Here is a 23,841-nt window from a genome sequence, read left to right on the forward strand (position 1 = left end):
GTTTTATTTACTTGTGATAAAATGAAGGAGTTCTTTCAATGCGCCTGTCTTCTTCAATGTCTGGATCACCATCAGCAGGATTGGGCTGAGCATAATCCCATAAACCCCCAGAAGTTTGAAGCCACCGGCAAAGGTGAGAAGCAGGATGATGGGAGGGACGCCGAATTGATCGGCCATCAGCTTTGGTTCCAGCATCTGTCTTGTAAGGACGACGATGGCATATAAAACAGCAAGTCCAATAGTCATGGGGAAATCACCAGAAAAGAACTGGAACAACATCCAGGGGATGAAAATGACCCCTGTCCCTACATAAGGAATAAAGTCAAGCAGACAGGCCGCTGCTGTTATCGCGAGAAGGTGAGGGGCATCAAGCAGGTATAAGCCGGTTCCTATTATAAAGGTACTGATGCTTACAAGCTTGCATTGAGCACGGATCAGCCCTTTGAATGTCCGCTCCATTTCAGCACGCAGCTGTAAGGCACGTTCCTGGATGATGGGAGGGATAACCGAGTGCAGAGGGCGGTGAATCGTCTCCCAGTCTTTACTGAAAAAAAAAGTCCCGATGACAACGATACCTATGTAAGCTGCAGAGGTTGGGAGCATCCCGGCCAGATGCTGCACAGCTTCAAATACACCCTTCAGCAGATCCATACTGATCTGCCCGGCCTGCGTCTGGGCTGCCTGCAGGTATTCATCAATCGAGGAAGTCATGATTCCGGAATGCTCCAGGGAGGCCTGCAGTCTTAAAAACAACGGCTCTCCCCATTCTCTTATTTGATTCATTAAAAATGTCGATAAAGCGGCTGCCTGTGCAGGGAGATCCGTAGAATAGTGCTGAAATCCTTTGACCAGCTCTGCTAAAACAAGAGCGAAAGTACTGAGTGCAAGCAGGGTGAAGATGCTGAGAACCAGTAGAATGGAGAGAACATGCGGCAGGTGGAGCCTTTGGGATAAAAGAAGGACAAAGGGACGCAGGAGCGCTGCACATATATAAGCACTCAGAAATGGATGTAAATAATTCCATACCAACAGAAAAAGAACAGCAGCAGCCGTTAAGCCTGAAATCAGTAGAAGGGACCTTAAAATCATGGAAATAAGGTTGTTGTTCAGCTCCGGCACCCTCTTTTTTCTGGAGTTCGTAACATTTCCACCCTGTTTGCTTCGTCTTCAATCAGGGAATATAAGGAAAAAGATTCGATAAAATCCACCAAAATTAAACGGTTTCAATTCACATTCTCTTCAGAATACTTTATAATTGTGTGTGGGGTCATTTTCCTATAAAGGGATTCTGTTAAATGTAAAGCGTTTTCTTGTCAAACGGACAAGCATTCGTTTGGAACTTTTCGAAAGGGAGAGATTGTATGTCATCATCAACTAAAGGTCTTGAAGGGATTACAGCAACTGAATCATCCATCAGTTCCATCATTGACGATAAACTGACATATGTTGGGTACGATATCGATGATTTAGCTGATAACTCAAGCTTTGAAGAAGTGATCTACCTTCTTTGGAATTTAAAGCTTCCGAATGCACAGGAGTTGAAAGATTTCAAAGAAGATTTAATTTCCAATATGGATATTCCGAAAGAGGTCATTGATCATCTTAAATCCTATGATCTGAAAACGGTTCATCCAATGGCTGCCCTGCGTACAGCTGTTTCCATGCTGGGACTGTATGATCCAGAGTCCGATGTGATGGAAGAGGAAGCGAATAATCGCAAGGCACTGCGTCTTCAGGCGAAAATTCCGACTGTGGTCACGGCTTTTGCCCGTATCCGCAAAGGTGAAGAGCCTGTCTCACCTAAAAAAGAACTCAGCTTTGCAGCGAATTTCCTTTATATGCTGAATGGAAAAGACCCGGAGGATCTGGAAGTAGAAGCTTTCAACAAAGCCCTTGTCCTCCATGCGGACCATGAATTGAATGCATCCACATTCACCGCCCGTGTCTGTGTCGCTACATTATCTGATGTCTACTCTGGTGTAACAGCGGCAATCGGAGCATTGAAAGGGCCGCTTCACGGTGGTGCCAATGAACGTGTCATGAAGATGCTTACGGAAATTGATAGTGTGGAAAATGCCGTGCCGGCCATTGAAAAGAAACTCGAAAACAAGGAAAAAATTATGGGAATGGGCCACCGTGTCTATCGCTCCGGTGATCCACGCGCCAAGCATTTGAAAGAGATGTCCCGGGAACTCACGAAGCTTACCGGCCACTCTAAATACTATGAAATGTCTATTAAAATTGAAGATTACATCAAGGAGAACAAGGGACTTCCGGCAAACGTTGATTTTTATTCCGCTTCTGTCTATCACAGTCTTGGAATCGATCACGATTTGTTCACGCCGATCTTTGCAGTCAGCCGTGTTTCCGGATGGCTCGCTCATATCCTTGAACAGTATTCCAACAACCGCCTGATCCGTCCGCGTGCGGAATATGCAGGTCCTAAGGGACAGACGTATACTCCGATTGAAGAACGCTGACAAACGGAACGGGAGAGGTCCCTGCTTTTTATTCATCCTATTTTAACGTATGATAGAATAGGATGAATCATCCATGATTACAGAAAATTTAGGAGGGTTTATTTTGACACAAGCACAAAAAATCGCAGTAGAACAAAACGGAACATTAAACGTACCCGATCGTCCGGTGATCCCATATATCGAAGGTGACGGCATCGGTCCTGATATCTGGGCGGCAGCCAGCCGTGTCATTGAAGCAGCTGTTGATAAAGCCTATAACGGTCAGAAATCGATTGAGTGGAAAGAAGTTCTTGCCGGTCAAAAAGCTTATGATCAGACAGGGGAATGGCTTCCGGAAGCGACGCTCGATACGATCCGCGATTACAAGATTGCAATCAAAGGACCTTTGACAACGCCAATCGGCGGCGGTATCCGCTCCTTGAACGTAGCTCTACGCCAGGAACTGGATTTGTTTACATGTCTTCGTCCGGTCCGCTACTTCAAAGGCGTTCCTTCACCAGTGAAACGTCCTGAGGATACGGATATGGCGATCTTCCGTGAGAATACTGAAGATATTTATGCTGGTATTGAGTGGCAGAAGGGCACTCCGGAAGTCAAAAAAGTCATCGATTTTCTGCAGAACGAAATGGGTGTACATAACATTCGTTTCCCTGAAACTTCCGGTATTGGTATCAAACCAGTATCTGAAGAGGGTACGAAACGTCTTGTCCGTGCGGCAATTGATTACGCGATCAATGAAGGGCGTAAAAACGTGACACTTGTTCATAAAGGAAACATCATGAAGTTCACGGAAGGCTCCTTCAAGTCCTGGGGTTATGAAGTAGCTGAAGAAGAGTATGCAGGGAAGGTCTTCACATGGGCTGAATATGACCGCATCGTTGAGAAAGAAGGCAAGGATGCAGCGAACAAAGCGCAGGATGAGGCCGAAGCAGAAGGCAAGATCATTGTAAAAGATGCCATCGCTGATATTTTCCTTCAGCAGATTCTAACCCGTCCGAAGGAATTTGACGTGGTAGCTACAATGAACCTGAACGGTGACTATATCTCTGATGCGCTTGCAGCCCAGGTCGGCGGTATCGGAATTGCTCCAGGAGCAAATATTAACTTTGAAACCGGCCATGCTATTTTTGAAGCCACTCACGGAACAGCTCCTAAATACGCAGGTCTTGATAAGGTGAACCCATCATCTGTCATCCTTTCCGGTGTCCTGATGCTTGAACACCTGGGTTGGAGAGAAGCAGCAGATCTTATTTCCCAATCCATGGATAAGACGATTGGAAGTAAAGTGGTTACTTATGACTTTGCCCGTATGATGGAAGGGGCATCAGAAGTGAAATGTTCTGAGTTTGGAGACGAACTTATTAAGAACATGGACTAATTGCAAGTGGAAGGAGAGGTACGATGAGTATTCAAAGAAGGAAAATCTCCGTCATCGGTGCCGGATTTACAGGTGCAACTACGGCATTAATGCTTGCTCAGAAGGAACTTGGGGATGTTGTCCTGGTAGATGTTCCTGATATGGAAGATCCAACGAAAGGAAAAGCACTGGATATGCTGGAAGCCAGTCCTGTCCAGGGCTTTGATGCGAAGATTCAGGGAACATCGGATTATGCGGATACAGAAGGGTCCGACCTGGTGATCATTACAGCTGGGATTGCCCGTAAACCCGGGATGAGCCGCGATGATCTTGTCAGTACAAACGCCAAGATTATGAAGAGTGTTACAAAAGAGATTGTGAAAAACTCGCCGGACTGTTTCATAGTTGTATTGACGAACCCGGTCGACGCGATGACCTACTCCGTTTTCCAGGAAGCCGGTCTTCCTAAGAACAAGGTGATTGGTCAGTCCGGTGTCTTGGATACAGCCAGGTTCCGTACCTTCGTCGCAGAGGAATTGAACATTTCCATTAAGGATGTCACCGGCTTTGTTCTAGGCGGCCACGGGGACGACATGGTTCCGATGCTCCGCTATTCCTTTGCGGGCGGTATTCCGCTTGAACGTCTCATTTCCAAAGAGCGTCTCGATGCCATTGTGGAACGTACACGAAAAGGCGGGGGAGAAATCGTAGGGCTGCTTGGTAACGGCAGTGCTTATTATGCTCCTGCTGCTTCACTCGTTCAAATGGCAGAGGCCATCTTGAAGGATCAGCGCCGTATCATACCTGCCATCGCCTATTTGGAAGGTGAGTATGGCTATGACGGCATTTACCTCGGTGTGCCTACCATTCTTGGTGGGAATGGCATTGAGGAAGTCATTGAGCTGGAATTAACAGAGGAAGAGAAACAACAGCTGGATCAATCAGCCGACTCTGTTAAAAATGTCCTCCATGTATTAAAATAAAGAAGAGAAGGGGTTCGGGGATATCTCGAATCCCTTTTTTATACCAAATAAGCAAACGCTTTCAAAAAAGGAGTGGCTGCCATGATTGGAAAGAAAAGAAAGCTCGGTAGAAAGATACAGGATTTGAAAATCGGAGAAACCTTTACGACCACTTCGAGAGTGGAAGATCGGGATCTTCTTATGTACCTGGGGCTGACAGATGATGCGAATCCGCTTTACATTCAACACGACTATGCAACTCAAACTCCCTTCAAACAGCCGGTCGTACCCAGTGTGATGCTGTGTGGGATGGCATCTTCCATTGTTTCCATGCACCTTCCGGGACCGGGAAGTCATATTGTAGAACAGCAGTTAAGCTATCCTCATCCTCTTTACCACTATGCTGAAGTTCGGTTTCATGCAGAGATAACGGACATTAATCAGCAGGAACATCAAGTTATTCTGGATATGCACGGTTATGATGAAGAGGGAAAAGAAGTCATGAAAGGAAAGATGACTGTCATTCCCCCTTATGAGCCGACGTCCATGAATGCGGTCTCCCTCGAAAACTTTTACTGATCCAACGCTGAAGGAAACAATCTCGAAATTTGCAGGGCCTCCATGGAATGCTGGTGTGGTTCCCTTTCAGGTGCTTTCGGAAATCGGGTGAGTGGGAGAAGAGAAAATCAACGGAAGTTTCTTTTTACTGAGGCTGTCGGTCTTGTTACCGGCAGCCTGTTTTTCATGCTTTCTATGCTCTGCTTTAAGAGAGAGATAGAAACCGGGCGTATGAAGACAGGAATTGGGACTATATTAAAATTAAGTAAAAATCATAAAGATCCGTATTCAAAATGTAAACTTCATTGTATGATGAGATTAACTTTGCAGTTGAGGTGATGGGATTGGAACAACAAAGAATACTGATTGTCGATGATGAAGAATCCATCGTAACATTGTTGAAATACAATATAGACCAGGCCGGATTTGAAACAGAAGTGGCTTATTCAGGAACAGATGCCCTCGAGAAAGCATCAAATTCCACGTTTGATCTCATCGTACTGGACGTCATGCTTCCAGGGATGGACGGAATGGAAGTGTGTAAACAGCTGCGGCAGATGCAGGTGTCCACGCCGATTCTAATGCTGACCGCCAAGGATGATGAATTTGACAAGGTGCTCGGCCTTGAACTTGGAGCGGACGATTACTTAACGAAACCGTTCAGTCCGAGGGAGGTTGTCGCAAGGATTAAAGCAATCTTAAGAAGAATGGTCCGTGAACCGGCGGCAGCGGAAATGAAAATGATTCAGGTGGCTGATTTAATTATTTATCCTGAGCAGTATGAAGCGTCGATTAAAGACAAGCCGCTGACATTTACACCGAAGGAGTTTGAGCTGCTGCTCTATTTAGGCCAGAACCTCGGCCGGGTCTTATCGAGAGACCAGCTGTTAAGTGCGGTCTGGAATTATGATTTTGCCGGGGATACCCGTATTGTTGACGTCCATGTCAGTCACCTGCGGGAGAAGATTGAACCGGATACGAAAAAACCGGTGTATATTAAGACGATCCGCGGCCTTGGCTATAAGATGGAGGAGCCGAAATAGATGGCTTCCTCCAATACAAGACCACTCATGACCTACTCCATACTCGTCGTCATCGTTATGCTTGGTCTTGGAATTATTCTTGCCCAGCTGACGCGCGGGTATTTTATTAACATTTTTGAAGAACGGGTGGAACTTGAGAGCCGGTATTTCGTCACTTATTTGGAAAGGTTTACGAGTGATGAGAATGTCAGTCAAGAGGAACTTTTTGAATTTAGTGAACAGCTGAACACAGGAATGGTTTTCATTTCAGATGAAGGTGAAAAACTGCTGGATACCGTTGAGACCGTTCCTATAATCAGTGAGAGCGAAAAGCAGCACGTTCTGACAAGAGTAAAGACAGGTCAGATCACAGACAATGAAGGCTATTTGATAGATAATATCTTCTATTATCCTGTTGAAAATGAGGTGAATGATGTCGAAGGGACACTCATTCTCTTATCCCCCGTCAACTCGTTGACCAACATTACAAAAAACATCTGGCTGTTGATTGGGTGTACCCTGCTGATAGGGCTGGTGATCATCTTTGTTCTCGGCTACAATGTCTTTTCGAAATACATCCGTCCCATCCGTTCGGCCGCTGATGTAGCGAATGAACTGGCGGAAGGGAATTATAAGGCGCGTACCTATGAAGGTCACTACGGTGAAGCCGGTCAGCTGAGTCAGTCAATTAACATTCTTGCACGCAACCTTCAGGAAATGACCAGTACGAAAGGAATGCAGGAGAATCAGCTGGAAGCCGTCATTAACAATATGGGCAACGGGCTGATGCTGATAGATGAGAAAGGCTATATCCTTTTGACCAACCGTGCTTTTATGGAGACATTCGGCGGTGAGCAGAAAGATTACATCGGATATCTCTACCATGATGCCATCCCTTATACAACCATCCATGAAACCGTGAAAAAGATTTATATGTTTGAAGAAACGATCAGTGAGACGTTTGTGCTTCCAGTCAATATCAATCGGAAGCATCTTGAGGTAACTGGAGCACCTATTTTCAGTGAAGGCCGGAAATGGAAAGGTGTTGTTCTGGTGTTTCACGACATTTCTGAATTGAAACATTTGGAGCAGATGAGAAAGGACTTTGTGGCCAACGTTTCTCATGAGCTGAAAACACCGATCACCTCCATCCGTGGATTTTCCGAAACACTTCTGGACGGCGCGATGAAGGATGAAAAGATGCTCGAGCAGTTTCTTCAGATCATATTGAAGGAAAGCGGCCGTCTGCAGTCACTGATTCAGGATCTTCTGGAGCTGTCTAAGCTTGAGCGGGAAGATTTCCATCTCAATATCGAAAGCGTTGATGTGCAGCGTCTTCTTCACGATCTCCTCCCTATCGTCGAGCAGCATGCCGAGCAGAAAGGGGTCCATCTGCGTTCTTCGGTGGAAGGAGAAACGATTATACGCGGGGATTCCAGTCGTTTGAAACAGGTGTTTATGAACTTACTGGCGAATGCGATTAACTACAGCCGTGATGATGGAGAAGTTTCTCTTCAGTTTGAAGAAAAAGAAGATAAGGTGATTGTCTCTGTCTCTGATAACGGTGTGGGCATTCCGGAGGATGAAGTTCCCAGGATTTTCGAACGCTTTTATCGGGTAGATAAGGCGAGAAGCCGTAATTCCGGTGGTACCGGCCTCGGTCTGGCCATCGTCAAGCATATCATAGAAGCCCATCATGGAAACATCAGCGTAGAAAGTGTCGTGGATCAAGGGACAACCTTCTATGTAGAAATTCCCAAGAAGTTTACGGAAAATTAATATTTCATTAAATTGGAATTAACATTGTTTCGATAAACTACCTTTGAAACCCTTTCATCCAAGGTGTTTTCTCTTTTGGACAGAAGCTTCCCTCGCTTCTGTCTTTTTTTTATTTGGCTCTGTTAAAGTCTGTTGTTGATCTTTTAAACGATTACTAAATCGTCTCCGTCTGGGATTAGGGGTCCGGTCCGTTGTTTGCCCAGAGCATGGCATTCCCAAGGCCGCCTCATACAAATCCCACGACAGAAAGGGGGGATAGGCGCTCACATGTTAAATAACAACACCAAGCAATACCAGAGCCTTTTATTTAAAGACGAGATTCTGAAACCTTTTTGTTACATATTCGTAAAGAATAGTAATCTACATAAAAAGGGGAAGTCTACATGAGTCTGAAACAGATATATAAGTGGGCCGGTTTGGTTGCAGCAGCAGCTGTTCTGCTTGTCGTATTCATGACCACGTGGTACACCGTGGATGAATCCGAGCAGGCTGTCGTGCTTACGTTCGGGGAAGCGGAGGATGGAATTACAGAGCCGGGTCTTCATTTTAAAATGCCGTGGCCGGTCCAGGAAGTAGAGAAAATGTCCAAGGAAACATTCAGCCTGGATTTTGGCTTCGATGAGGAAGGCGAAGAGGCTGATAAAGTGACGATGATTACAGGAGACGACATGATCGTTCAAGCAGACCTCGTCGTTCAATGGAAAATTACAGATCCAGCCGGTTACCTTTTTGCGTCTGAGAATCCAGAGCAGGTGCTTTTCAATGCCACCTCTTCTACTCTCCGGGGAGTCATAGGCAGTAGTGAAATTGATGAAGCGCTGACTTCAGGTAAAGCAGAAATCGAAAATGAGGTCAGGGAAGACCTTGTCAGCCTGATTGAAGGGTATGAAATTGGGATTTCCATCATTGATGTCCGCCTGCAGGAGGTGGATCTGCCGAACGAAGAAGTCCGAAGTGCGTTTACGAAAGTAACCGATGCACGTGAACAAAAACAAAGTAAAGTAAACGAAGCTGAGAAGTATGCCAACCAGATGCGTGAAGAGGCTAAAGGTGAAAAGGATGCCATTATTCAAAGGGCGGAAGGAGACAAGGTGGACAGGGTCCGTACAGCGGAAGGAGCCGTCTCCAAATTTGACGCGCTGCTTGATGAATACGAGGGCAATGAGAGTGTAACGAGAGAACGTCTTGTCATGGAAACGCTGGAGGAAGTCCTTCCGGAAGCGGACGTTTACGTAATGAATGATGAGGGAGATACGATGAAATATCTTCCTCTGCAGCAGCAGAATCCGCCGGCGGCCCCTGCACAGGAAGAATCAGAAGAGGAGGAGGAATCATGACCGACGATCGAATTCAGGATATCAACGAAAAGCAGCAGAAGGACTTCCGCAGGTTTATGAAAGCCGGTCTTGCTTTAGTGGCTGTCGTCGGGGTGGTTTTAATCGCTCTCAGTTCTGTTGTCATTGTAAAAGAAGGGGAATATAAAGTGGTTCGACAGTTCGGTGATGTCATTAAAATCCACGAAGATCCCGGGTTGAAATTTAAAGTGCCGCTTATCCAGGAAGTCGCCACCCTTTCCCAAAAGAAAATGGTGTATGACGTGGATGAGAAAGAAATCACAACGCTTGATAAAAAGCGGATGATTATTGATAACTATGCGGTTTGGAGCATATCTGATCCGGAGAAAATGATTTCCAATGCAAGAACAATGATGAGCGCAGAAGCGCGGATGGGAGAATTTATCTTCTCCATCGTCCGGGCGGAGCTCGGGAAGATGAACTTCTCGGAAATCATCAATGAGGAAGAAAGCTCCCGGGGCACCTTGAACGAGGAAATTGCCAAACGGGTGAATGAATATTTGGAACGGGACAATTATGGCATTGTCGTGGATGATGTCCGCATTAAGCGTTCCGACCTCCCTCAGGCGAATGAAGAGGCCGTTTTCAACCAGATGATTACGGACAGGGAAAAAATCGCTCAGACTTATTTGTCTGAAGGGGAAGCAGAAAAAAGCCGGATCCGCGCTTCAGTTGACAGAGAAGTCAAAGAGATGCTGTCCACAGCGAGGGCCGATGCAGAAAAAATCCGGGCGGAAGGAGAGCAGGAAGCTGCTCAAATCTATAACAATTCCTTCTCCCAGGATCCGGAGTTTTATCAGTTGTACCGGACGCTGGAGTCCTACAAGAAAACCATTGACGGGGAAACAACCATTATCCTTCCCAAGGGATCGCCATACGCCGATCTGCTTCTCGGCTACTACGAATAACGAACGGGCGCGCCTTTTCCTTCTCTACATGAATCATGGTAGAATGAAGGAAAAGGCGTTTTCTTTTAGGGAACACTGGAATAACAACGCTTGGAAATGCAGGCGACTGCCTTTGTGAAAAGGGAGGGGCATTTCCGGTTAAGGAGTGAGTTTATGGCTGAGAAAGTTGTATTGATTGATGGAAACAGTATTGCCTACCGGGCGTTTTTTGCCCTGCCGCTGCTGAATAATGATAAAGGTGTGTATACGAACGCCGTTTACGGATTTACGACGATGCTGCTCAAAATTCTGGAGGAAGATCAACCGGATCACCTTCTTGTTGCATTTGACGCAGGAAAAACGACTTTTCGTCATGAAACGTATCAGGAGTATAAAGGTGGAAGGCAGAAAACCCCATCTGAGCTTTCTGAACAGTTTCCTGTACTAAAAGAGCTTCTGGACGCTTTCGGAGTGAAGTATTACCAGCTTCCCAACTTTGAAGCCGATGACATTATCGGTACGCTGGCGACGCAGGCTGGTGAGAAAGGCCTTGAGGTGAAGGTCATTTCCGGAGACAAGGACCTTCTGCAGCTGGTCAACGATCAAATCACCGTCAGTCTTACGAAAAAAGGGATCACGAACGTGGATACATACACCCCTTCTTTCCTGATGGAAAAAATGGACGTCCGGGCGGATCAGATTATCGACCTGAAAGCCCTCATGGGGGATAATTCCGATAACATCCCGGGTGTTCCGGGTGTTGGTGAGAAGACAGCTGTTAAGCTCCTGAAACAGTTTGAGACATTGGAAAACCTTTATGAAAACCTGGACGATGTGAGTGGTAAAAAACTGAAGGAAAAGCTGGAAACCAACCGCGGCAACGCCTTTATGAGCCAGCAGCTTGTAACAATCGAGAGAAATGCCCCGATTGAGATCAGCGTCGATACGATCGGCTATGAAGGATATCAAACCCAGCAGGTGAGTGGTTTCTTCAAAGAACTCGGATTCCAGTCCCTGCTTCCAAGAATACAGGAAGGGGGAGAGGGGGAGTCTGTCGCAGAGGCTCTGCCTGAAATCGAAGTAGAGGTTGTTGATGAGGTGTCTGCTGATGTGTTCACTGGTGCAGAGGCGCTCGTGGTGGAGATGCTTTATGAAAACTATCATACCGCTCCTGTTGAAGGGATTGCCATCGTCAACGATCATTCCAAACTCGTCCTTTCCATGGAGAATGCGGTAAAATCAGAAGCATTCGTTTCCTGGGTGGAAGATGCCTCCAAAGAGAAATGGGTGTTCGATGCCAAACAGACGGCTGTGGCTCTGATGAGGCACGGCGTGGATATCAAAGGGATCAGCTTTGATCTGCTTCTTGCTTCCTACCTGCTGAACCCTTCTGAAAATAACCATGATATTCCCGCCATCGCTCATCGAATGGGAGAGACAGCGGTCCAATATGATGAAGAGGTGTATGGCAAAGGTGCGAAAATGAAGCGTCCGGATGATGATCAGGTCGTTTATGAACACATTGCTAGAAAGGCAGCTGTGCTGTATAAGCTGAAAGAAAACATGGAGGAACAGCTGAAGGCCAATGAACAGTATGAGCTGCTTATGGAGCTTGAAATGCCTCTGGCTGTTATTCTCGGACGAATGGAGCACCGTGGCGTGTCCGTGGATGTCAGCCGTCTGGAAGAAATGGGGGCAGAGCTTGAAGAGCGTTTGAATAAAGTCGAACAGGAAGTCTATGAACTGGCAGGGGAAGAATTCAACTTGAATTCTCCGAAACAGCTGGGCCCTATTTTGTTCGAAAAGCTTGGTCTGCCTGTCATTAAGAAAACGAAAACAGGCTACTCCACCTCCGCGGATGTATTGGAGCAGCTGGAGGAGAAGCATGAAATTATTCCTAAGATCCTTCTGAACCGCCAGCTGTCCAAGTTGAAATCCACCTACATTGAAGGGCTGTTGAAGGTCGTTCATGAAGATACAGGTAAGATTCATACCCGTTTCAATCAGGCGCTAACCCAGACCGGTCGTTTGAGTTCCACGGATCCGAACCTGCAGAACATCCCGATCCGTCTGGAGGAAGGGCGGAAAATCCGTCAGGCATTCGTCCCTTCCCAAGAAGGCTGGGTGATGTTTGCCAGTGACTATTCGCAGATTGAACTGCGTGTGCTGGCCCACATCGCCGGGGATGAAAAGCTGATTGAAGCGTTCCGGCAGGATAAGGACATTCACACTCAGACCGCCTCTGAAGTATTCGGCGTAACGGCGTCGGAGGTTACCGGTGAAATGCGCAGGCAGGCGAAAGCCGTCAACTTCGGGATTGTTTATGGCATCAGTGATTATGGTTTGTCCCAAAGTCTCGGAATTACGAGAAAAGAAGCACAGGCGTTCATTGATAAATATTTGGAAAGTTACCCGGGTGTCAAAAGCTACATGGAGGAGTCTGTCCGCGAAGCGAAGGAGACAGGCTATGTGCGCACCTTTATGAACCGCCGGCGCTACCTTCCTGATATTACAAGCCGGAATTTCAATAAACGCAGCTTTGCTGAACGTACGGCTATGAACACACCCATCCAGGGCAGTGCCGCGGATGTCATTAAAAAAGCCATGATCGATCTGGAGGAGAAGCTCCGTGAAGAGAAGATGGAAGCAAGAGTTCTCCTGCAGGTACATGATGAACTCATTATTGAAGCGCCGGAAGCGGAAATCAAGAAGCTGGAAACGCTTGTGGCAGCTGTTATGGAAAACACCGTAGAGCTTGATGTACCTTTGAAGGTGGATTCCTCCTATGGAAGCACTTGGTACGATGCGAAATAAGTAAGGAGAATGAAAGATGCCGGAATTACCAGAAGTGGAAACTGTAAGAAAAACGTTGAAGCATTTAACCTTGGGGAAAGAAATACAGGATGTCTCTGTTTTCTGGGGGAACATCATTAAAGAACCGAAGGATCCCAGGGCCTTCGGAGATCTTTTGAGGGGGCAGTCCATCCAGGATATCGACCGCAGGGGGAAATTTCTCATTTTTCATCTCGATGATATTGCCCTTGTTTCCCACCTGCGCATGGAAGGGAAATTCGGCGTCTATGATGGAACGCTTGAAAAACCGAAGCATACGCACGTCATTTTCCATTTTACAGACGGGACAGAGCTCCGCTACAACGACGTACGGAAGTTCGGAACGATGCATGCCTTTAAAAAAGGGGAAGAGGCTTTGAATAAACCACTGGTGCAGCTCGGGCCCGATCCTTTTGATGAAGCCTTCACTCTTGACTATTTTCATCAGAAGTTATTGAAGACCAGCCGTAATATGAAGGCGGTTCTTCTGGATCAGTCAATCGTTGCCGGTCTTGGCAATATCTATGTAGATGAAGCCCTTTTCCGAGCCGGTCTTCATCCGGAGCGGATGGCCAGTACACTGACAAGAGAAGAAGCTGAAAGCATCCGGGAAGCAAGCATCGCTGTTATTTTAGAGGCCATTGAACAGGGAGGCACAACGATCCGGTCCTATTTAAACAGCCAGGGTGAAATCGGGATGTTCCAGCAGAAGCTCCAGGTGTATGGCAGACAGGATATGGAATGCCGGAACTGTGGGACATCGATCGTCAAAACAAAAGTTGGGGGAAGGGGCACACACGTGTGTCCGGTCTGTCAGCCGCTTCACGTAATTGAATAACCAGCCATATACTATCCCACTTCCATGTTAGAGGAGTGGGCGGTATGGGCATCGGAATGTTCATATTTTTATTCGTTACGGCCGTAAGTGTCGACAGCTTCGGGATTGGCTGCGTGCTCGGCTTGAAAAAAGTGAAACTCGCGTTCTGGGGCATTGTGGTCATTGCCTTTGTTTCCGGGATGGTGTTTCTTCTTTCCTCCTATTTCGGTCATCTGCTCGTTCATGTTGTTAAACCGGAAATGGCGGAAAAGGCCGGAGCTGTCGCTTTAATTGGAATCGGCATCTATTTTTTAAGGCAGTTTTTCAAAAAACATACCGAGGATCAGCAGGACCCCTGGCTGAACCCTGCGAAAGTATTGAATGATCCAGTGACCGCTGATGTTGATAAATCGGGTGGGATTCAAGGAAAAGAAGTATGGCTGCTCGGAACCGCCCTGTCTCTGGATACCATAGGCGCGGGCATCAGCGGAGCCCTTATTGGTCTTCCTGTTCTGATGACGGCGGGCCTCATTGCTTCGGCCACTTTTCTTATGCTCAGCACGGGGATCATCGCTGGATCGAAACTGACAAGCAGGGTGGAGAGCATCTCCATTCTTCCCGGGGTGCTGTTGATCATCATCGGCTTGATCAAGCTATCGTAAAGGAAGGATTGTATGACACTGGTCATTGGTTTAACCGGCAGTATCGCAAGTGGAAAAAGTACCGTATCCCGCATGTTTGATGAGTGGGAGATTCCTGTTATAGATGCGGATCAAATATCCAGGGATGTTGTCCGTCCCGGAGAGCCCGCTTATGAGGACATTGTTCACGTTTTTGGTAAGGATGTGCTTTTTGAAGACGGAACCCTGGATCGGAAAAAGCTCGGGAAAGTAATTTTCAGTAGTAAAGAGCGAAGGAAAGAACTGAATGACATCGTTCACCCCCGCGTCCGTGAGGAAATGATCCGTCGGCGCGAATCCTATAAAGAGGAAGATTACAAGGCGGTTGTCCTGGATATCCCTCTTCTTTATGAAAGCGGCCTGACCGATTATGTAGAAAGGGTACTTGTCGTAGCGGTCGATGAGGAAACGCAGCTGCAGAGACTGATGGAGCGCGATGGTTCATCAAGGGAAGATGCCCGCGAACGGATCGCTTCGCAGATCCCTGTCAGCCGTAAAGCAGAAATGGCGGATGCGGTGATTGATAATAACGGAACCGAAGAAGAGAGCTTTCGTCAATTAAGAGACATACTTCACCGGTGGAACCTCGTATAATAACACGTCTGAGAAAGACGTGTTATTTTTGTGTAAAATTATTGATCCCACTTCAAAAGCGCTTACAATATGTTATACTAATCCTAGAAATGCTTCAAAAAGTATATCATATATAGGGGGCTGTAACATCATGGGGAAAACAAAGATCGCCATTAATGGCTTGGGAAGAATCGGACGTATGGTATTCAGACAGGCGGCGGTAGACGATACAGTGGAGCTTGTGGCTGTTAATGCCAGCTATCCTGCTGAAACGATCGCTCATATGGTGAAATATGACAGTGTTCATGGACGATTCGATGGGGAAGTGCGTACGATTCCTGAAGGATTAATGGTAAATGGGAAGAAAATCAAGCTCTGCTCCACAAGAAACCCGGCTGAGCTCCCTTGGAAAGAGCTTGGTGTGGATATTGTCATTGAAGCCACTGGGAAGTTCCGGACGAAGGATGAGGCAGCGCTCCACCTGGATGCAGGAGCCAAAAAGGTAATCATTACAGCTCCTGGCAAGGAAGTAGATGCTACGATCGTGATGGGGGTTAATGAGGATTCCTATTCCCCCGAAACGCACGATGTTATTTCCAATGCCTCCTGCACGACAAACTGTCTTGCGCCGGTGGTGAAAGTGCTTGAAGATGAATTTGGTATTGAAAATGGATTGATGACAACCGTTCATTCCTTTACAAACGATCAGAAGAACCTGGATAACCCTCATAAGGATCTGCGGAGAGCACGGGGGTGCACCCAGTCCATCATTCCAACCTCCACAGGAGCAGCCAAGGCTCTTGGAGATGTCATTCCGAGCATGAAGGGCAAGTTGAATGGGATGGCTCTGCGTGTCCCGACACCGAACGTCTCTTTAGTGGATTTAGTGGTTGATCTTAAGGAAGCGGTTACGAAAGAGCAATTGAACGAAGCTTTCGCATCTGCCTCAGAGAGTGAAATGAAAGGTATTCTGGAGTACAGCGATGAGCCGCTTGTATCCATTGATTATACGACTTCACCGTCGTCTGCTATTATTGATGGATTGTCAACTCAGGTGATGGAAGGGTCAAAAGTGAAAGTACTGGCCTGGTATGATAATGAATGGGGTTACTCCTGCCGCGTTGTTGATCTTGCTAAATATGTGGGAAACTTAATGAAGCAGGAAAGGACGGCGAGGGTATCGTAGAAGACCCCGGTGGATCTCCCTGACAACGGATGAAGGCTCTTCATAAGCCTTATTGGGCCTGCTCAAATATATCTTGCAAAAAACGGATAAACCCTTTATACTTTCTTTTGAACTTCTGAATTTCAAAAATCTTCATGTCTACTCAAAGGGTTAGGACCTCTCAGGACTAACTTTCCCCCGTGGTAGTACATGGCCGTAATTTCAGAGGGGAAGAAGTTAATGTACAAAGGGGGATCCATTATGGATACAATGGGAAGACACGTAATAGCTGAACTATGGGATTGTAATGAATCGAAATTGAACGATATGTCGTATATAGAGCAGGTTTTTGTTGATGCTGCACTGAAAGCCGGTGCAGAAGTGCGGGAGGTGGCTTTTCACAAATTCGCCCCTCATGGCGTCAGTGGAGTTGTCATTATTTCAGAGTCGCATCTGACGATACACAGCTTCCCTGAACACGGATATGCCAGCATTGATGTATATACGTGCGGGGACCGCATTGATCCCAATGTAGCTGCACACTATATTGTAGAAGCATTGGAAGCCGGGCGGAACGAAACCGTTGAAGTACCAAGAGGGATGGGACCTGTTGAAGTCAAGGAAGCCCGTGCCCTGTAAGAAGATAAAGCAGGAAAGTCATGCAGAACGATCTGCATGGCTTTTTTTCTGCCTTCACGCTGGATTATGCTGCCAGCCCCTCCTTCTGTAAAACCGTTTCTAATTTATGAAAGTCATGTTAAAATAAATTAAGATTATGTCGAATGGACTGAAGGAGTCAGATTAGTGAAAGCATTTATTTCCAGGTATCTCAGCACTCATTCCGAAACCAGTGAACAGCATAAGGACACGGCCCTTATCACACACTATTACAAAGCGAAGCATGATGAGATTTTCCGTGCTGTGGAAGAGATGTTCCCCTCACCTTCCGAAATTAAAGCCGTCTCCAAGGAGCGCGGGGAACTGACGATCACCTATAAAGGAAAGCGGCGGGCGTTTGTTGTAGCCACAATCATTATGGTTCGTCCGTTCCGCACGGCGGTTGACTTTTCGGTCACCACTGATTCAGGCGGTCCTGTGGATTTTGGCTACAGCCGTAATCTGATCGTACAGTTCTATGAACAGCTGGACCGGCAGTTTACAGCTGTGGATCCCGGGTGATTCGATGATGAAACGAAGACGATGTGGAGTTGATCAAAGGTGAAGTGTCCTAACTGTCACTACAAGAGCACAAAGGTGCTTGATTCTAGACCTATAGAGGAAGGTCAGACAATCAGAAGACGTAGAGAATGTGAACAGTGCGGCTTTCGTTATACAACGTTTGAGCGGATTGAAGAAGTCCCTCTGATTGTCGTGAAAAAAGAGGGGACTCGTGAGGAATTCAGCAGGGAAAAGCTGATGCGGGGACTGATCAGAGCCTGTGAGAAGCGTCCGGTTGAAGTGGAGAAGCTCGAAGCCGTCACGCTGGATATTGAAAAGGAACTGAGGAACCGCGGCGTTTCAGAAGTGCTGAGTGAGGATATCGGCGAAATGGTCATGGGTCGTTTATCTGAAGTCGATGAAGTGGCCTACGTCCGTTTTGCGTCGGTTTATCGTCAGTTTAAAGATATAAACGTATTTATTGACGAATTGAAAGAATTAATTAAAGATGATCATGATGAATGAGCCTGGGCCGGCTCATTTTCTTTTTCATAGATTTGGATGAACGAAGGAGGTGTAGACGATGAATCATTCCATTGGCAGACTGCTGCCTGTAGACGGCTTTAAAGTCAGGAACAGCGGAGAAATGCCTCGAAATTTTCATCGTTCGTTATCCCATCTATATCAGCCGATCGTAGGACGACTGGCTGTATCCCTTTATCATTTGCTCCTGTCCGAAGCGGATCTTGCTGATCAGGATGCAGTTCAAACGCATCATTCATTGATGGCGTACCTTTCAGCTCCTCTGGATAAGATTTATGAAGCGAGAGGAAGACTGGAAGCGCTCGGGTTGTTGAGAACGTATCGTTCCAAGGAAGAAAGCGAGCAGACCATCTATATTTATGCGGTCCATCCTCCTTTTACGCCGGAGGAATTTTTTCAGGATGACATGCTGGCGCTTCTTTTGACCCATGAACTGGGGCAGGATAAGTATGAGCAGGTGAAAAGCCGCTTTGTTAAGCCGGAGCCTTCCGTGGAAGGATATGAAGAAATCACGGCTTCTTTTGACGCAGTCTTCCATCATAAAATGATGGAATCTGTCCAGAGGGAAACAGAAGTGATGGCTGAACAGAAGCGTTCCCAGGAGTACAGGGGGCCGCGCACCTCGGAAGGGCGCGTCGATTTCACCTGGCTCCGCCAAGCGCTTCATAAGAGGATGTATCCAAGCGAACGGATTTTAACCGGACGGAATAAAAAATTAATTGTGCAGCTGGCCAGTTTGTATGATTTATCCAACGTGGAACTGGAAAAAGCGGTGACATGGGCGATTGATGAAAACCACTGCCTGGTCGAAGAAGAGTTCAAGGCTGCGTGCCATGACTTTATGAAGGAAGAAAAAACGGGGCAGCATGCGTCTGTGGATGACCGCGAGAAATGGGCATCTATGGAAAAAGGGACGACGGGCTCCAAGGAAGACCAGTTTGTTGAAATGCTCGAGCAGATATCTCCGAGAGAGCTTCTTGAAGATCTATCCAACGGTAACAGCGCATCAGAGCAGGACTTGAAGCTGATCCGGGATGTCATGACGGAACAGGGAATGACGGCCGGGGTTATGAACGTGCTTGTTCACTACGTCATGTTGAAGACGGATATGAAATTGTCGAAATCCTATATGGAGAAAATCGCCAGTCACTGGGCGCGTAAAAATGTAACAACTGTCCGCCAGGCTATGAATCTCGCCAAGGCAGAACACCAGAAATACCAGCAGTGGGGCCGTCAGAAAACACAGAAGCGGGCCTCCCAAAAAGATGAAGTCATTCCTGTCTGGTTCAACAAGGAGGAAGAGAAGCAGCCTACCGCTGCATCTACGGCTGAGCCTCAGGTGGATAAAGAGGACATCGCAGCCCGGATTGCCAGGCTGACCAATAGAGGAAATTAGAGTAAGGGGTGAACGGAATGGAGCCCATCCAGCAGTCACTGAAGAAATGGATGAAAGATAATAAGCAGTTCCAGCAGCGCTATAACCAAATGAAAGCGGAGGTTCTGGACTCCAGCGAAGTCCAGCGGCTGATGCAGGAAAATGAAGGCTTGGATGAGAAGGCCGTGGAAAAGCACCTGATCAAGCTTTATGAATACCGTACTCAATCGAAAAACTGCGAAAAATGCCCCTCCAGGGAGGAATGTATCAACATTCTGCCTGGATACGTCCCGTCGCTGGAAGTTGAAGGGACGGACATTAAACTTATTTATGATAAATGCAGACGCCAGCGTTCACAGGAACAGCAGTCGTACCAGAAATCATTGGTGAGCAGCCTTCATATGCCGAGAGAAATTCTGGAAGCGTCTCTGGAGCGGATGGATCTGGAAGACCCTGACCGCGGCGGAGCGGTGGCTGAAACCGTCCGGTATATTGAAAGTCTCGGTGATGAACTTCCGGCCAAAGGCTTGTATTTTCATGGACCATTCGGTGTGGGGAAAACGTATTTTCTCGGGGCGATCGCCAATGCCCTCAGTGATAAACAGATTCCATCGATGATCATTTATATGCCGGAATTTGTCAGAGAGATGAAATCATCCATCAAAGATGATTCCCTCAACGAAAAAATTACCGCTTTTAAAGAAACGCCGGTGTTGATGCTGGACGATATCGGGGCAGAGTCCCAGTCGGCCTGGTTCAGGGATGAAATCCTGGGGAGTATTCTCCACTACCGGATGATGGAGCGTCTGCCTGTCTTTTTTACGTCCAATTACACGTTGAATGAGCTTGAAAAGGTATTGATGACAAGCAGCCGCGGCGATGTGGAACAAGTAAAAGCGAAGCGGATTACCGAACGCATCAAGCAGCTGAGTGAGACGGTTTTTGTCGACGGGCAGAACAGGCGTTCATAAATTTTTTTCGAACAGGAAGGTCAGTGACATGATTTTCCTATCCCTCTCATAAATATAACAAAGAAAAGACGAGCCGGTCTTGATGATATTTTCTATGCTTCCAGGAAGCATTGATGATAGACATAGGATGGAAAGTCGGGATGAGGGGGAATTCTGGTGTTTGACTTATCTTTTTCCAAGCGTCTGGAAGCCGAAACGTTTTATAATGCCATCGTTTCCGAACAGAAGCTGTGGGTTTATGAGGAAAGCGGCAGGCGCTTTTCTGTTAAATTAATGCATTCGTCCTCAAGGGAGTCTGCTTATGTAGACGTGGTGCGGGCCCTGCACCATGTCGTACGGAAAAGGAAAATCCCAGCCTGGATGGAAGGGGTCCTCCGGTTCTCGTATCATTTCGATGATGCCGATGAAATTCAGCGCATCCTCGAAATTGAGCAGGAATTTGATTCTCATCCTCCAGCGGGCCTGCGTCTGCCGCCTGTCCACCACTATATTAAAGCCTACATTCAGGAGTATGTGCACGTAAGGGATGCGGTGGTGTTTGATGACTTGAGTGCGGGCTGCCTGGCTCATATACACACGTGTCTTGCGGATTATACCGGAAAAGTCATCGATGAATACAAGCAGGAAGAATCGTACCAGCTGCTGGTGGATTCCTGGCGGCACCGCGTTCATCATCAGGATACAGGTGTACAGCTGCTTCATATCCTGGATGATCATGGACTGACTTACTTCCATGATGAAGGCAACCCGCTGAGTCATTCGGAGACCCGTTTGTATCAGAAACAATACCCGGATGAAGCTGTGTCTGATCTGCCTTTGGAATGGCCGGTCACACCGGCGCTCGTCCATGCCCCCGAGGAGATCATCATCTATTCTGATCAGGCGGAGAATTCCAACCTGGAATTGTTGATGAATATCTTTGAGGAAAAGGCTGTCTGGAAGCCTAAATCACAATTTCCTTTTTAAAGCCCTTGATTTCCTTTTCGCAAATGGATATAATACGTACATATTAAATCAATGGCTTTGATAAGGATATGAACGGAAAGTGGCGTAGGATCAGAGAGAGGAGTCATCGGCTGGAAGCTCCTTCTTAACGGCTTATCGTTTACCACCTTGGAGCCCTGTCTGTGAAATGAGTCAGAGTAATGGACAGCGTCTGATCCGCGTTAAGGATAATGAAGCCGCAGCCCTTTGAGGATGCGGGAAACTGGGTGGAACCACGAGAGACAACGCTCGTCCCTTAGCACAATGCTGAGGGATGGGCGTTTTTTTATTTATTTAGAAAAGGAGTGTTATACATGGCGGATGTGATTCAAATCAAATTCCCAGACGGAAACATGAAGGAGTTTGAGAAAGGGACCACAGGTGAGGATATTGCTAAGTCAATTTCTTCAGGATTGAAGAAGCAGGCTCTGGCGATCAAGCTGGACGGCGAACCTTACGATCTTAGACGTCCCATTGAACAGGACGGGGAAATAGAAATCCTGACTTATAAAAATCCAGAAGGTCTGGAAGTGGCGCGCCACTCTACTGCCCACCTGATGGCCCAGGCAGTGAAACGTCTTTACGGAAACGTGAAGCTTGGCGTTGGTCCGGTCATTGAAAATGGATTCTATTATGATATCGATATGGAGGAATCCTTGACTCCGGAGGATCTTCCGAAAATCGAAAAGGAAATGCAGAAAATCGTGGATGAAAACCATGAGATCGAACGCATTGAGCTTTCAAGGGAAGAAGCGATCGAGAAATATAAGGAAATCGGCGATGAGTTGAAGCTTGAGCTGATCGAAGCCATTCCTGAAGGGGAGCAGGTGACGATTTACAAGCAGGGTGAATTCTTTGATCTCTGCCGTGGTGTCCACGTGCCGCAGACAAGTAAAATCAAAGTCTTCAAGCTGTTGAGCATTTCCGGCGCTTACTGGAGAGGGGACAGCGACAACCAGATGCTTCAGCGTATTTACGGTACAGCTTTTGAGAAGAAAGCCCACCTGGATGAATACCTGCAGATGCTTGAAGAAGCGAAGGAACGTGACCACCGTAAATTAGGGAAGGAACTTGAAATCTTCACAATCAATCAGAAAGTCGGCCAGGGACTTCCGATGTGGCTTCCGAAAGGTTCGACCATCCGCCGTACGATTGAGCGCTATATCGTCGATACAGAGGAGCGTCTCGGTTACGATCACGTGTATACGCCTGTTCTCGGCAGCGTCGATCTCTATAAAACGAGCGGACACTGGGATCACTATCAGGATGATATGTTCCCGACAATGGAAATGGATAACGAAGATCTTGTGCTTCGGCCAATGAACTGTCCTCACCATATGATGGTCTATAAAAACCAGATGCACAGCTACCGGAATCTGCCTGTCCGGATTGCTGAACTCGGGACGATGCACCGTTATGAAATGTCCGGAGCCCTTGCCGGTCTTCAGCGTGTTCGTGCGATGACCTTGAATGATGCTCATATCTTTGCCCGCCCGGATCAGCTGAAGGATGAATTCAAGCGCGTTGTCCGCCTTGTTCAGGAAGTGTACCGTGACTTCGGCATCAATGACTACTACTTCCGCCTGTCCTACCGGGACCCGGAGGATAAAGAAAAATACATCGACAATGATGCGATGTGGGATAAAGCGCAGGGCATGCTCAAAGAAACGATGGAAGATATGAAGCTGGAGTATGTGGAAGCTGAAGGGGAAGCGGCCTTCTACGGTCCGAAACTGGATGTCCAAGTGAAAACAGCCCTCGGTAAAGACGAAACACTTTCCACTGTCCAGCTGGACTTCCACCTTCCGGAGCGGTTTGACCTGACTTATGTCGGGGAAGATGGAGAGGATCACCGTCCGGTCGTTATTCACCGTGGTGTCGTTTCAACAATGGAACGCTTTGTAGCTTTCCTTATTGAAGAGTACAAAGGCGTATTCCCGACATGGCTTGCACCTGTCCAGGCTAAGATAATCCCGGTTTCTGCTGATGTCCATCTGGACTATGCTAAAAAACTGGAGGATGAACTTCGTGAAGCAGGCGTGCGTGTGGAAGTGGATGAGCGGAATGAAAAGATCGGCTATAAGATTCGTGAAGCTCAGATACAGAAAGTTCCGTTCCAGCTTGTCGTTGGAGATAAGGAGATTGAAGGTCATGCGGTCAACGTCCGTCGTTACGGAGAGCAGGACTCCGCTACAAAATCTGTAGACACATTCAAGTCCGAAATCAAAAACGAGATCGACCAAAAGCTTCTAAGAAAGTAACAGCTGAAGCGGAAAAGAATGTATAACCTGTCAAACCCGTACGAGGACGGACAAATGCCGCTCCTGGTACGGGTTCTTTTTA

Annotated in this window: 21 protein-coding genes; 20 read left to right on the forward strand and 1 reads right to left on the reverse strand. The window is 47.1% G+C overall.

The window, feature by feature from the left end; genetic code table 11:
- Positions 1-3 precede the first annotated feature (3 nt).
- Positions 4-1,119, reverse strand: a complete 1,116-nt coding sequence (ytvI, locus tag GLV97_RS14325; RefSeq protein WP_160889935.1) for a sporulation integral membrane protein YtvI — start codon at positions 1,117-1,119, stop codon at positions 4-6.
- Between the two features lie 242 nt (positions 1,120-1,361).
- On the opposite strand from ytvI, the gene citZ reads away from it, so the two are divergent.
- From citZ to thrS, 20 genes are all read left to right on the forward strand, one after another.
- Positions 1,362-2,480 (forward strand): citrate synthase, encoded by a 1,119-nt coding sequence (gene citZ, locus GLV97_RS14330; protein WP_160836335.1) that lies wholly within the window; start codon positions 1,362-1,364, stop codon positions 2,478-2,480.
- Positions 2,481-2,583: 103 nt separating this feature from the next.
- Positions 2,584-3,858, forward strand: a complete 1,275-nt coding sequence (icd, locus tag GLV97_RS14335; protein WP_160836334.1) for an NADP-dependent isocitrate dehydrogenase — start codon at positions 2,584-2,586, stop codon at positions 3,856-3,858.
- Between the two features lie 23 nt (positions 3,859-3,881).
- On the forward strand, positions 3,882-4,820 hold the full coding sequence (gene mdh / locus GLV97_RS14340; protein ID WP_160836333.1) for a malate dehydrogenase: 939 nt from the start codon (positions 3,882-3,884) through the stop codon (positions 4,818-4,820).
- An 81-nt stretch (positions 4,821-4,901) separates the two neighbouring features.
- Positions 4,902-5,378, forward strand: a complete 477-nt coding sequence (locus GLV97_RS14345; RefSeq protein WP_160836332.1) for a MaoC family dehydratase — start codon at positions 4,902-4,904, stop codon at positions 5,376-5,378.
- Between the two features lie 323 nt (positions 5,379-5,701).
- Positions 5,702-6,400, forward strand: coding sequence for a response regulator transcription factor (locus GLV97_RS14350; protein ID WP_423784934.1), 699 nt, complete (start codon positions 5,702-5,704; stop codon positions 6,398-6,400).
- Positions 6,401-8,158 (forward strand): two-component system histidine kinase PnpS, encoded by a 1,758-nt coding sequence (gene pnpS / locus GLV97_RS14355; protein ID WP_160889936.1) that lies wholly within the window; start codon positions 6,401-6,403, stop codon positions 8,156-8,158. It abuts the gene before it with no gap.
- Between the two features lie 383 nt (positions 8,159-8,541).
- Entirely contained in the window at positions 8,542-9,495 is a 954-nt protein-coding gene (gene hflK, locus GLV97_RS14360) for an FtsH protease activity modulator HflK (RefSeq protein WP_160836330.1), read from the forward strand.
- Positions 9,492-10,421: a protease modulator HflC gene (gene hflC, locus GLV97_RS14365; protein WP_160836329.1), complete on the forward strand. Its 930-nt coding sequence runs from the start codon at positions 9,492-9,494 to the stop codon at positions 10,419-10,421. Before hflK ends, hflC begins: the two co-directional genes overlap by 4 nt.
- A 153-nt stretch (positions 10,422-10,574) precedes the next feature.
- The gene (gene polA, locus GLV97_RS14370; RefSeq protein ID WP_160840765.1) at positions 10,575-13,214 is read left to right on the forward strand and encodes a DNA polymerase I; all 2,640 of its coding nucleotides are present in this window, start codon (positions 10,575-10,577) and stop codon (positions 13,212-13,214) included.
- Between the two features lie 16 nt (positions 13,215-13,230).
- On the forward strand, positions 13,231-14,070 hold the full coding sequence (mutM, locus tag GLV97_RS14375) for a DNA-formamidopyrimidine glycosylase (RefSeq protein WP_160836327.1): 840 nt from the start codon (positions 13,231-13,233) through the stop codon (positions 14,068-14,070).
- A gap of 44 nt (positions 14,071-14,114) precedes the next feature.
- Positions 14,115-14,711: a manganese efflux pump gene (locus tag GLV97_RS14380; protein ID WP_160836326.1), complete on the forward strand. Its 597-nt coding sequence runs from the start codon at positions 14,115-14,117 to the stop codon at positions 14,709-14,711.
- A gap of 12 nt (positions 14,712-14,723) precedes the next feature.
- On the forward strand, positions 14,724-15,323 hold the full coding sequence (gene coaE / locus GLV97_RS14385) for a dephospho-CoA kinase (protein WP_160840764.1): 600 nt from the start codon (positions 14,724-14,726) through the stop codon (positions 15,321-15,323).
- A 130-nt stretch (positions 15,324-15,453) separates the two neighbouring features.
- A complete protein-coding gene (locus GLV97_RS14390) occupies positions 15,454-16,488 on the forward strand; it encodes a glyceraldehyde-3-phosphate dehydrogenase (RefSeq protein ID WP_160840763.1) in 1,035 nt (344 codons plus the stop codon).
- 240 nt (positions 16,489-16,728) lie between these two features.
- A complete protein-coding gene (gene speD, locus GLV97_RS14395; protein ID WP_027955174.1) occupies positions 16,729-17,106 on the forward strand; it encodes an adenosylmethionine decarboxylase in 378 nt (125 codons plus the stop codon).
- 165 nt (positions 17,107-17,271) lie between these two features.
- Positions 17,272-17,646: a cytosolic protein gene (locus tag GLV97_RS14400; RefSeq protein ID WP_160840762.1), complete on the forward strand. Its 375-nt coding sequence runs from the start codon at positions 17,272-17,274 to the stop codon at positions 17,644-17,646.
- A gap of 39 nt (positions 17,647-17,685) precedes the next feature.
- A complete protein-coding gene (nrdR, locus tag GLV97_RS14405) occupies positions 17,686-18,150 on the forward strand; it encodes a transcriptional regulator NrdR (RefSeq protein WP_160836322.1) in 465 nt (154 codons plus the stop codon).
- A 58-nt stretch (positions 18,151-18,208) separates the two neighbouring features.
- Complete coding sequence (locus GLV97_RS14410) at positions 18,209-19,564, forward strand: replication initiation and membrane attachment family protein (RefSeq protein WP_160889937.1); 1,356 nt, start codon at positions 18,209-18,211, stop codon at positions 19,562-19,564.
- 17 nt (positions 19,565-19,581) lie between these two features.
- Positions 19,582-20,514, forward strand: coding sequence for a primosomal protein DnaI (gene dnaI / locus GLV97_RS14415; RefSeq protein WP_160836320.1), 933 nt, complete (start codon positions 19,582-19,584; stop codon positions 20,512-20,514).
- A 156-nt stretch (positions 20,515-20,670) separates the two neighbouring features.
- Entirely contained in the window at positions 20,671-21,480 is an 810-nt protein-coding gene (gene ytxC, locus GLV97_RS14420; protein ID WP_160889938.1) for a sporulation protein YtxC, read from the forward strand.
- Positions 21,481-21,812: 332 nt separating this feature from the next.
- Positions 21,813-23,759 carry a threonine--tRNA ligase gene (gene thrS / locus GLV97_RS14425; RefSeq protein ID WP_160836318.1) on the forward strand — a complete coding sequence of 649 codons (1,947 nt, stop codon included), beginning with the start codon at positions 21,813-21,815 and terminating at the stop codon, positions 23,757-23,759.
- Positions 23,760-23,841: the final 82 nt, after the last annotated feature.

This window comes from Halobacillus litoralis (assembly GCF_009856355.1).
Lineage (GTDB): Bacteria > Bacillota > Bacilli > Bacillales > Halobacillaceae > Halobacillus > Halobacillus litoralis_B.

What these genes read in the sequence shown, in the direction of transcription:
- citZ (WP_160836335.1), top strand. Translation starts at nt 1,362, where the DNA reads ATGTCATCATCAACTAAAGGTCTTGAAGGGATTACAGCAACTGAATCA.
- mdh (WP_160836333.1), top strand. Translation starts at nt 3,882, where the DNA reads ATGAGTATTCAAAGAAGGAAAATCTCCGTCATCGGTGCCGGATTTACA.
- GLV97_RS14345 (WP_160836332.1), top strand. Translation starts at nt 4,902, where the DNA reads ATGATTGGAAAGAAAAGAAAGCTCGGTAGAAAGATACAGGATTTGAAA.
- pnpS (WP_160889936.1), top strand. Translation starts at nt 6,401, where the DNA reads ATGGCTTCCTCCAATACAAGACCACTCATGACCTACTCCATACTCGTC.
- hflK (WP_160836330.1), top strand. Translation starts at nt 8,542, where the DNA reads ATGAGTCTGAAACAGATATATAAGTGGGCCGGTTTGGTTGCAGCAGCA.
- hflC (WP_160836329.1), top strand. Translation starts at nt 9,492, where the DNA reads ATGACCGACGATCGAATTCAGGATATCAACGAAAAGCAGCAGAAGGAC.
- polA (WP_160840765.1), top strand. Translation starts at nt 10,575, where the DNA reads ATGGCTGAGAAAGTTGTATTGATTGATGGAAACAGTATTGCCTACCGG.
- mutM (WP_160836327.1), top strand. Translation starts at nt 13,231, where the DNA reads ATGCCGGAATTACCAGAAGTGGAAACTGTAAGAAAAACGTTGAAGCAT.
- GLV97_RS14380 (WP_160836326.1), top strand. Translation starts at nt 14,115, where the DNA reads ATGGGCATCGGAATGTTCATATTTTTATTCGTTACGGCCGTAAGTGTC.
- coaE (WP_160840764.1), top strand. Translation starts at nt 14,724, where the DNA reads ATGACACTGGTCATTGGTTTAACCGGCAGTATCGCAAGTGGAAAAAGT.
- GLV97_RS14390 (WP_160840763.1), top strand. Translation starts at nt 15,454, where the DNA reads ATGGGGAAAACAAAGATCGCCATTAATGGCTTGGGAAGAATCGGACGT.
- speD (WP_027955174.1), top strand. Translation starts at nt 16,729, where the DNA reads ATGGATACAATGGGAAGACACGTAATAGCTGAACTATGGGATTGTAAT.
- GLV97_RS14410 (WP_160889937.1), top strand. Translation starts at nt 18,209, where the DNA reads ATGAATCATTCCATTGGCAGACTGCTGCCTGTAGACGGCTTTAAAGTC.
- dnaI (WP_160836320.1), top strand. Translation starts at nt 19,582, where the DNA reads ATGGAGCCCATCCAGCAGTCACTGAAGAAATGGATGAAAGATAATAAG.
- thrS (WP_160836318.1), top strand. Translation starts at nt 21,813, where the DNA reads ATGGCGGATGTGATTCAAATCAAATTCCCAGACGGAAACATGAAGGAG.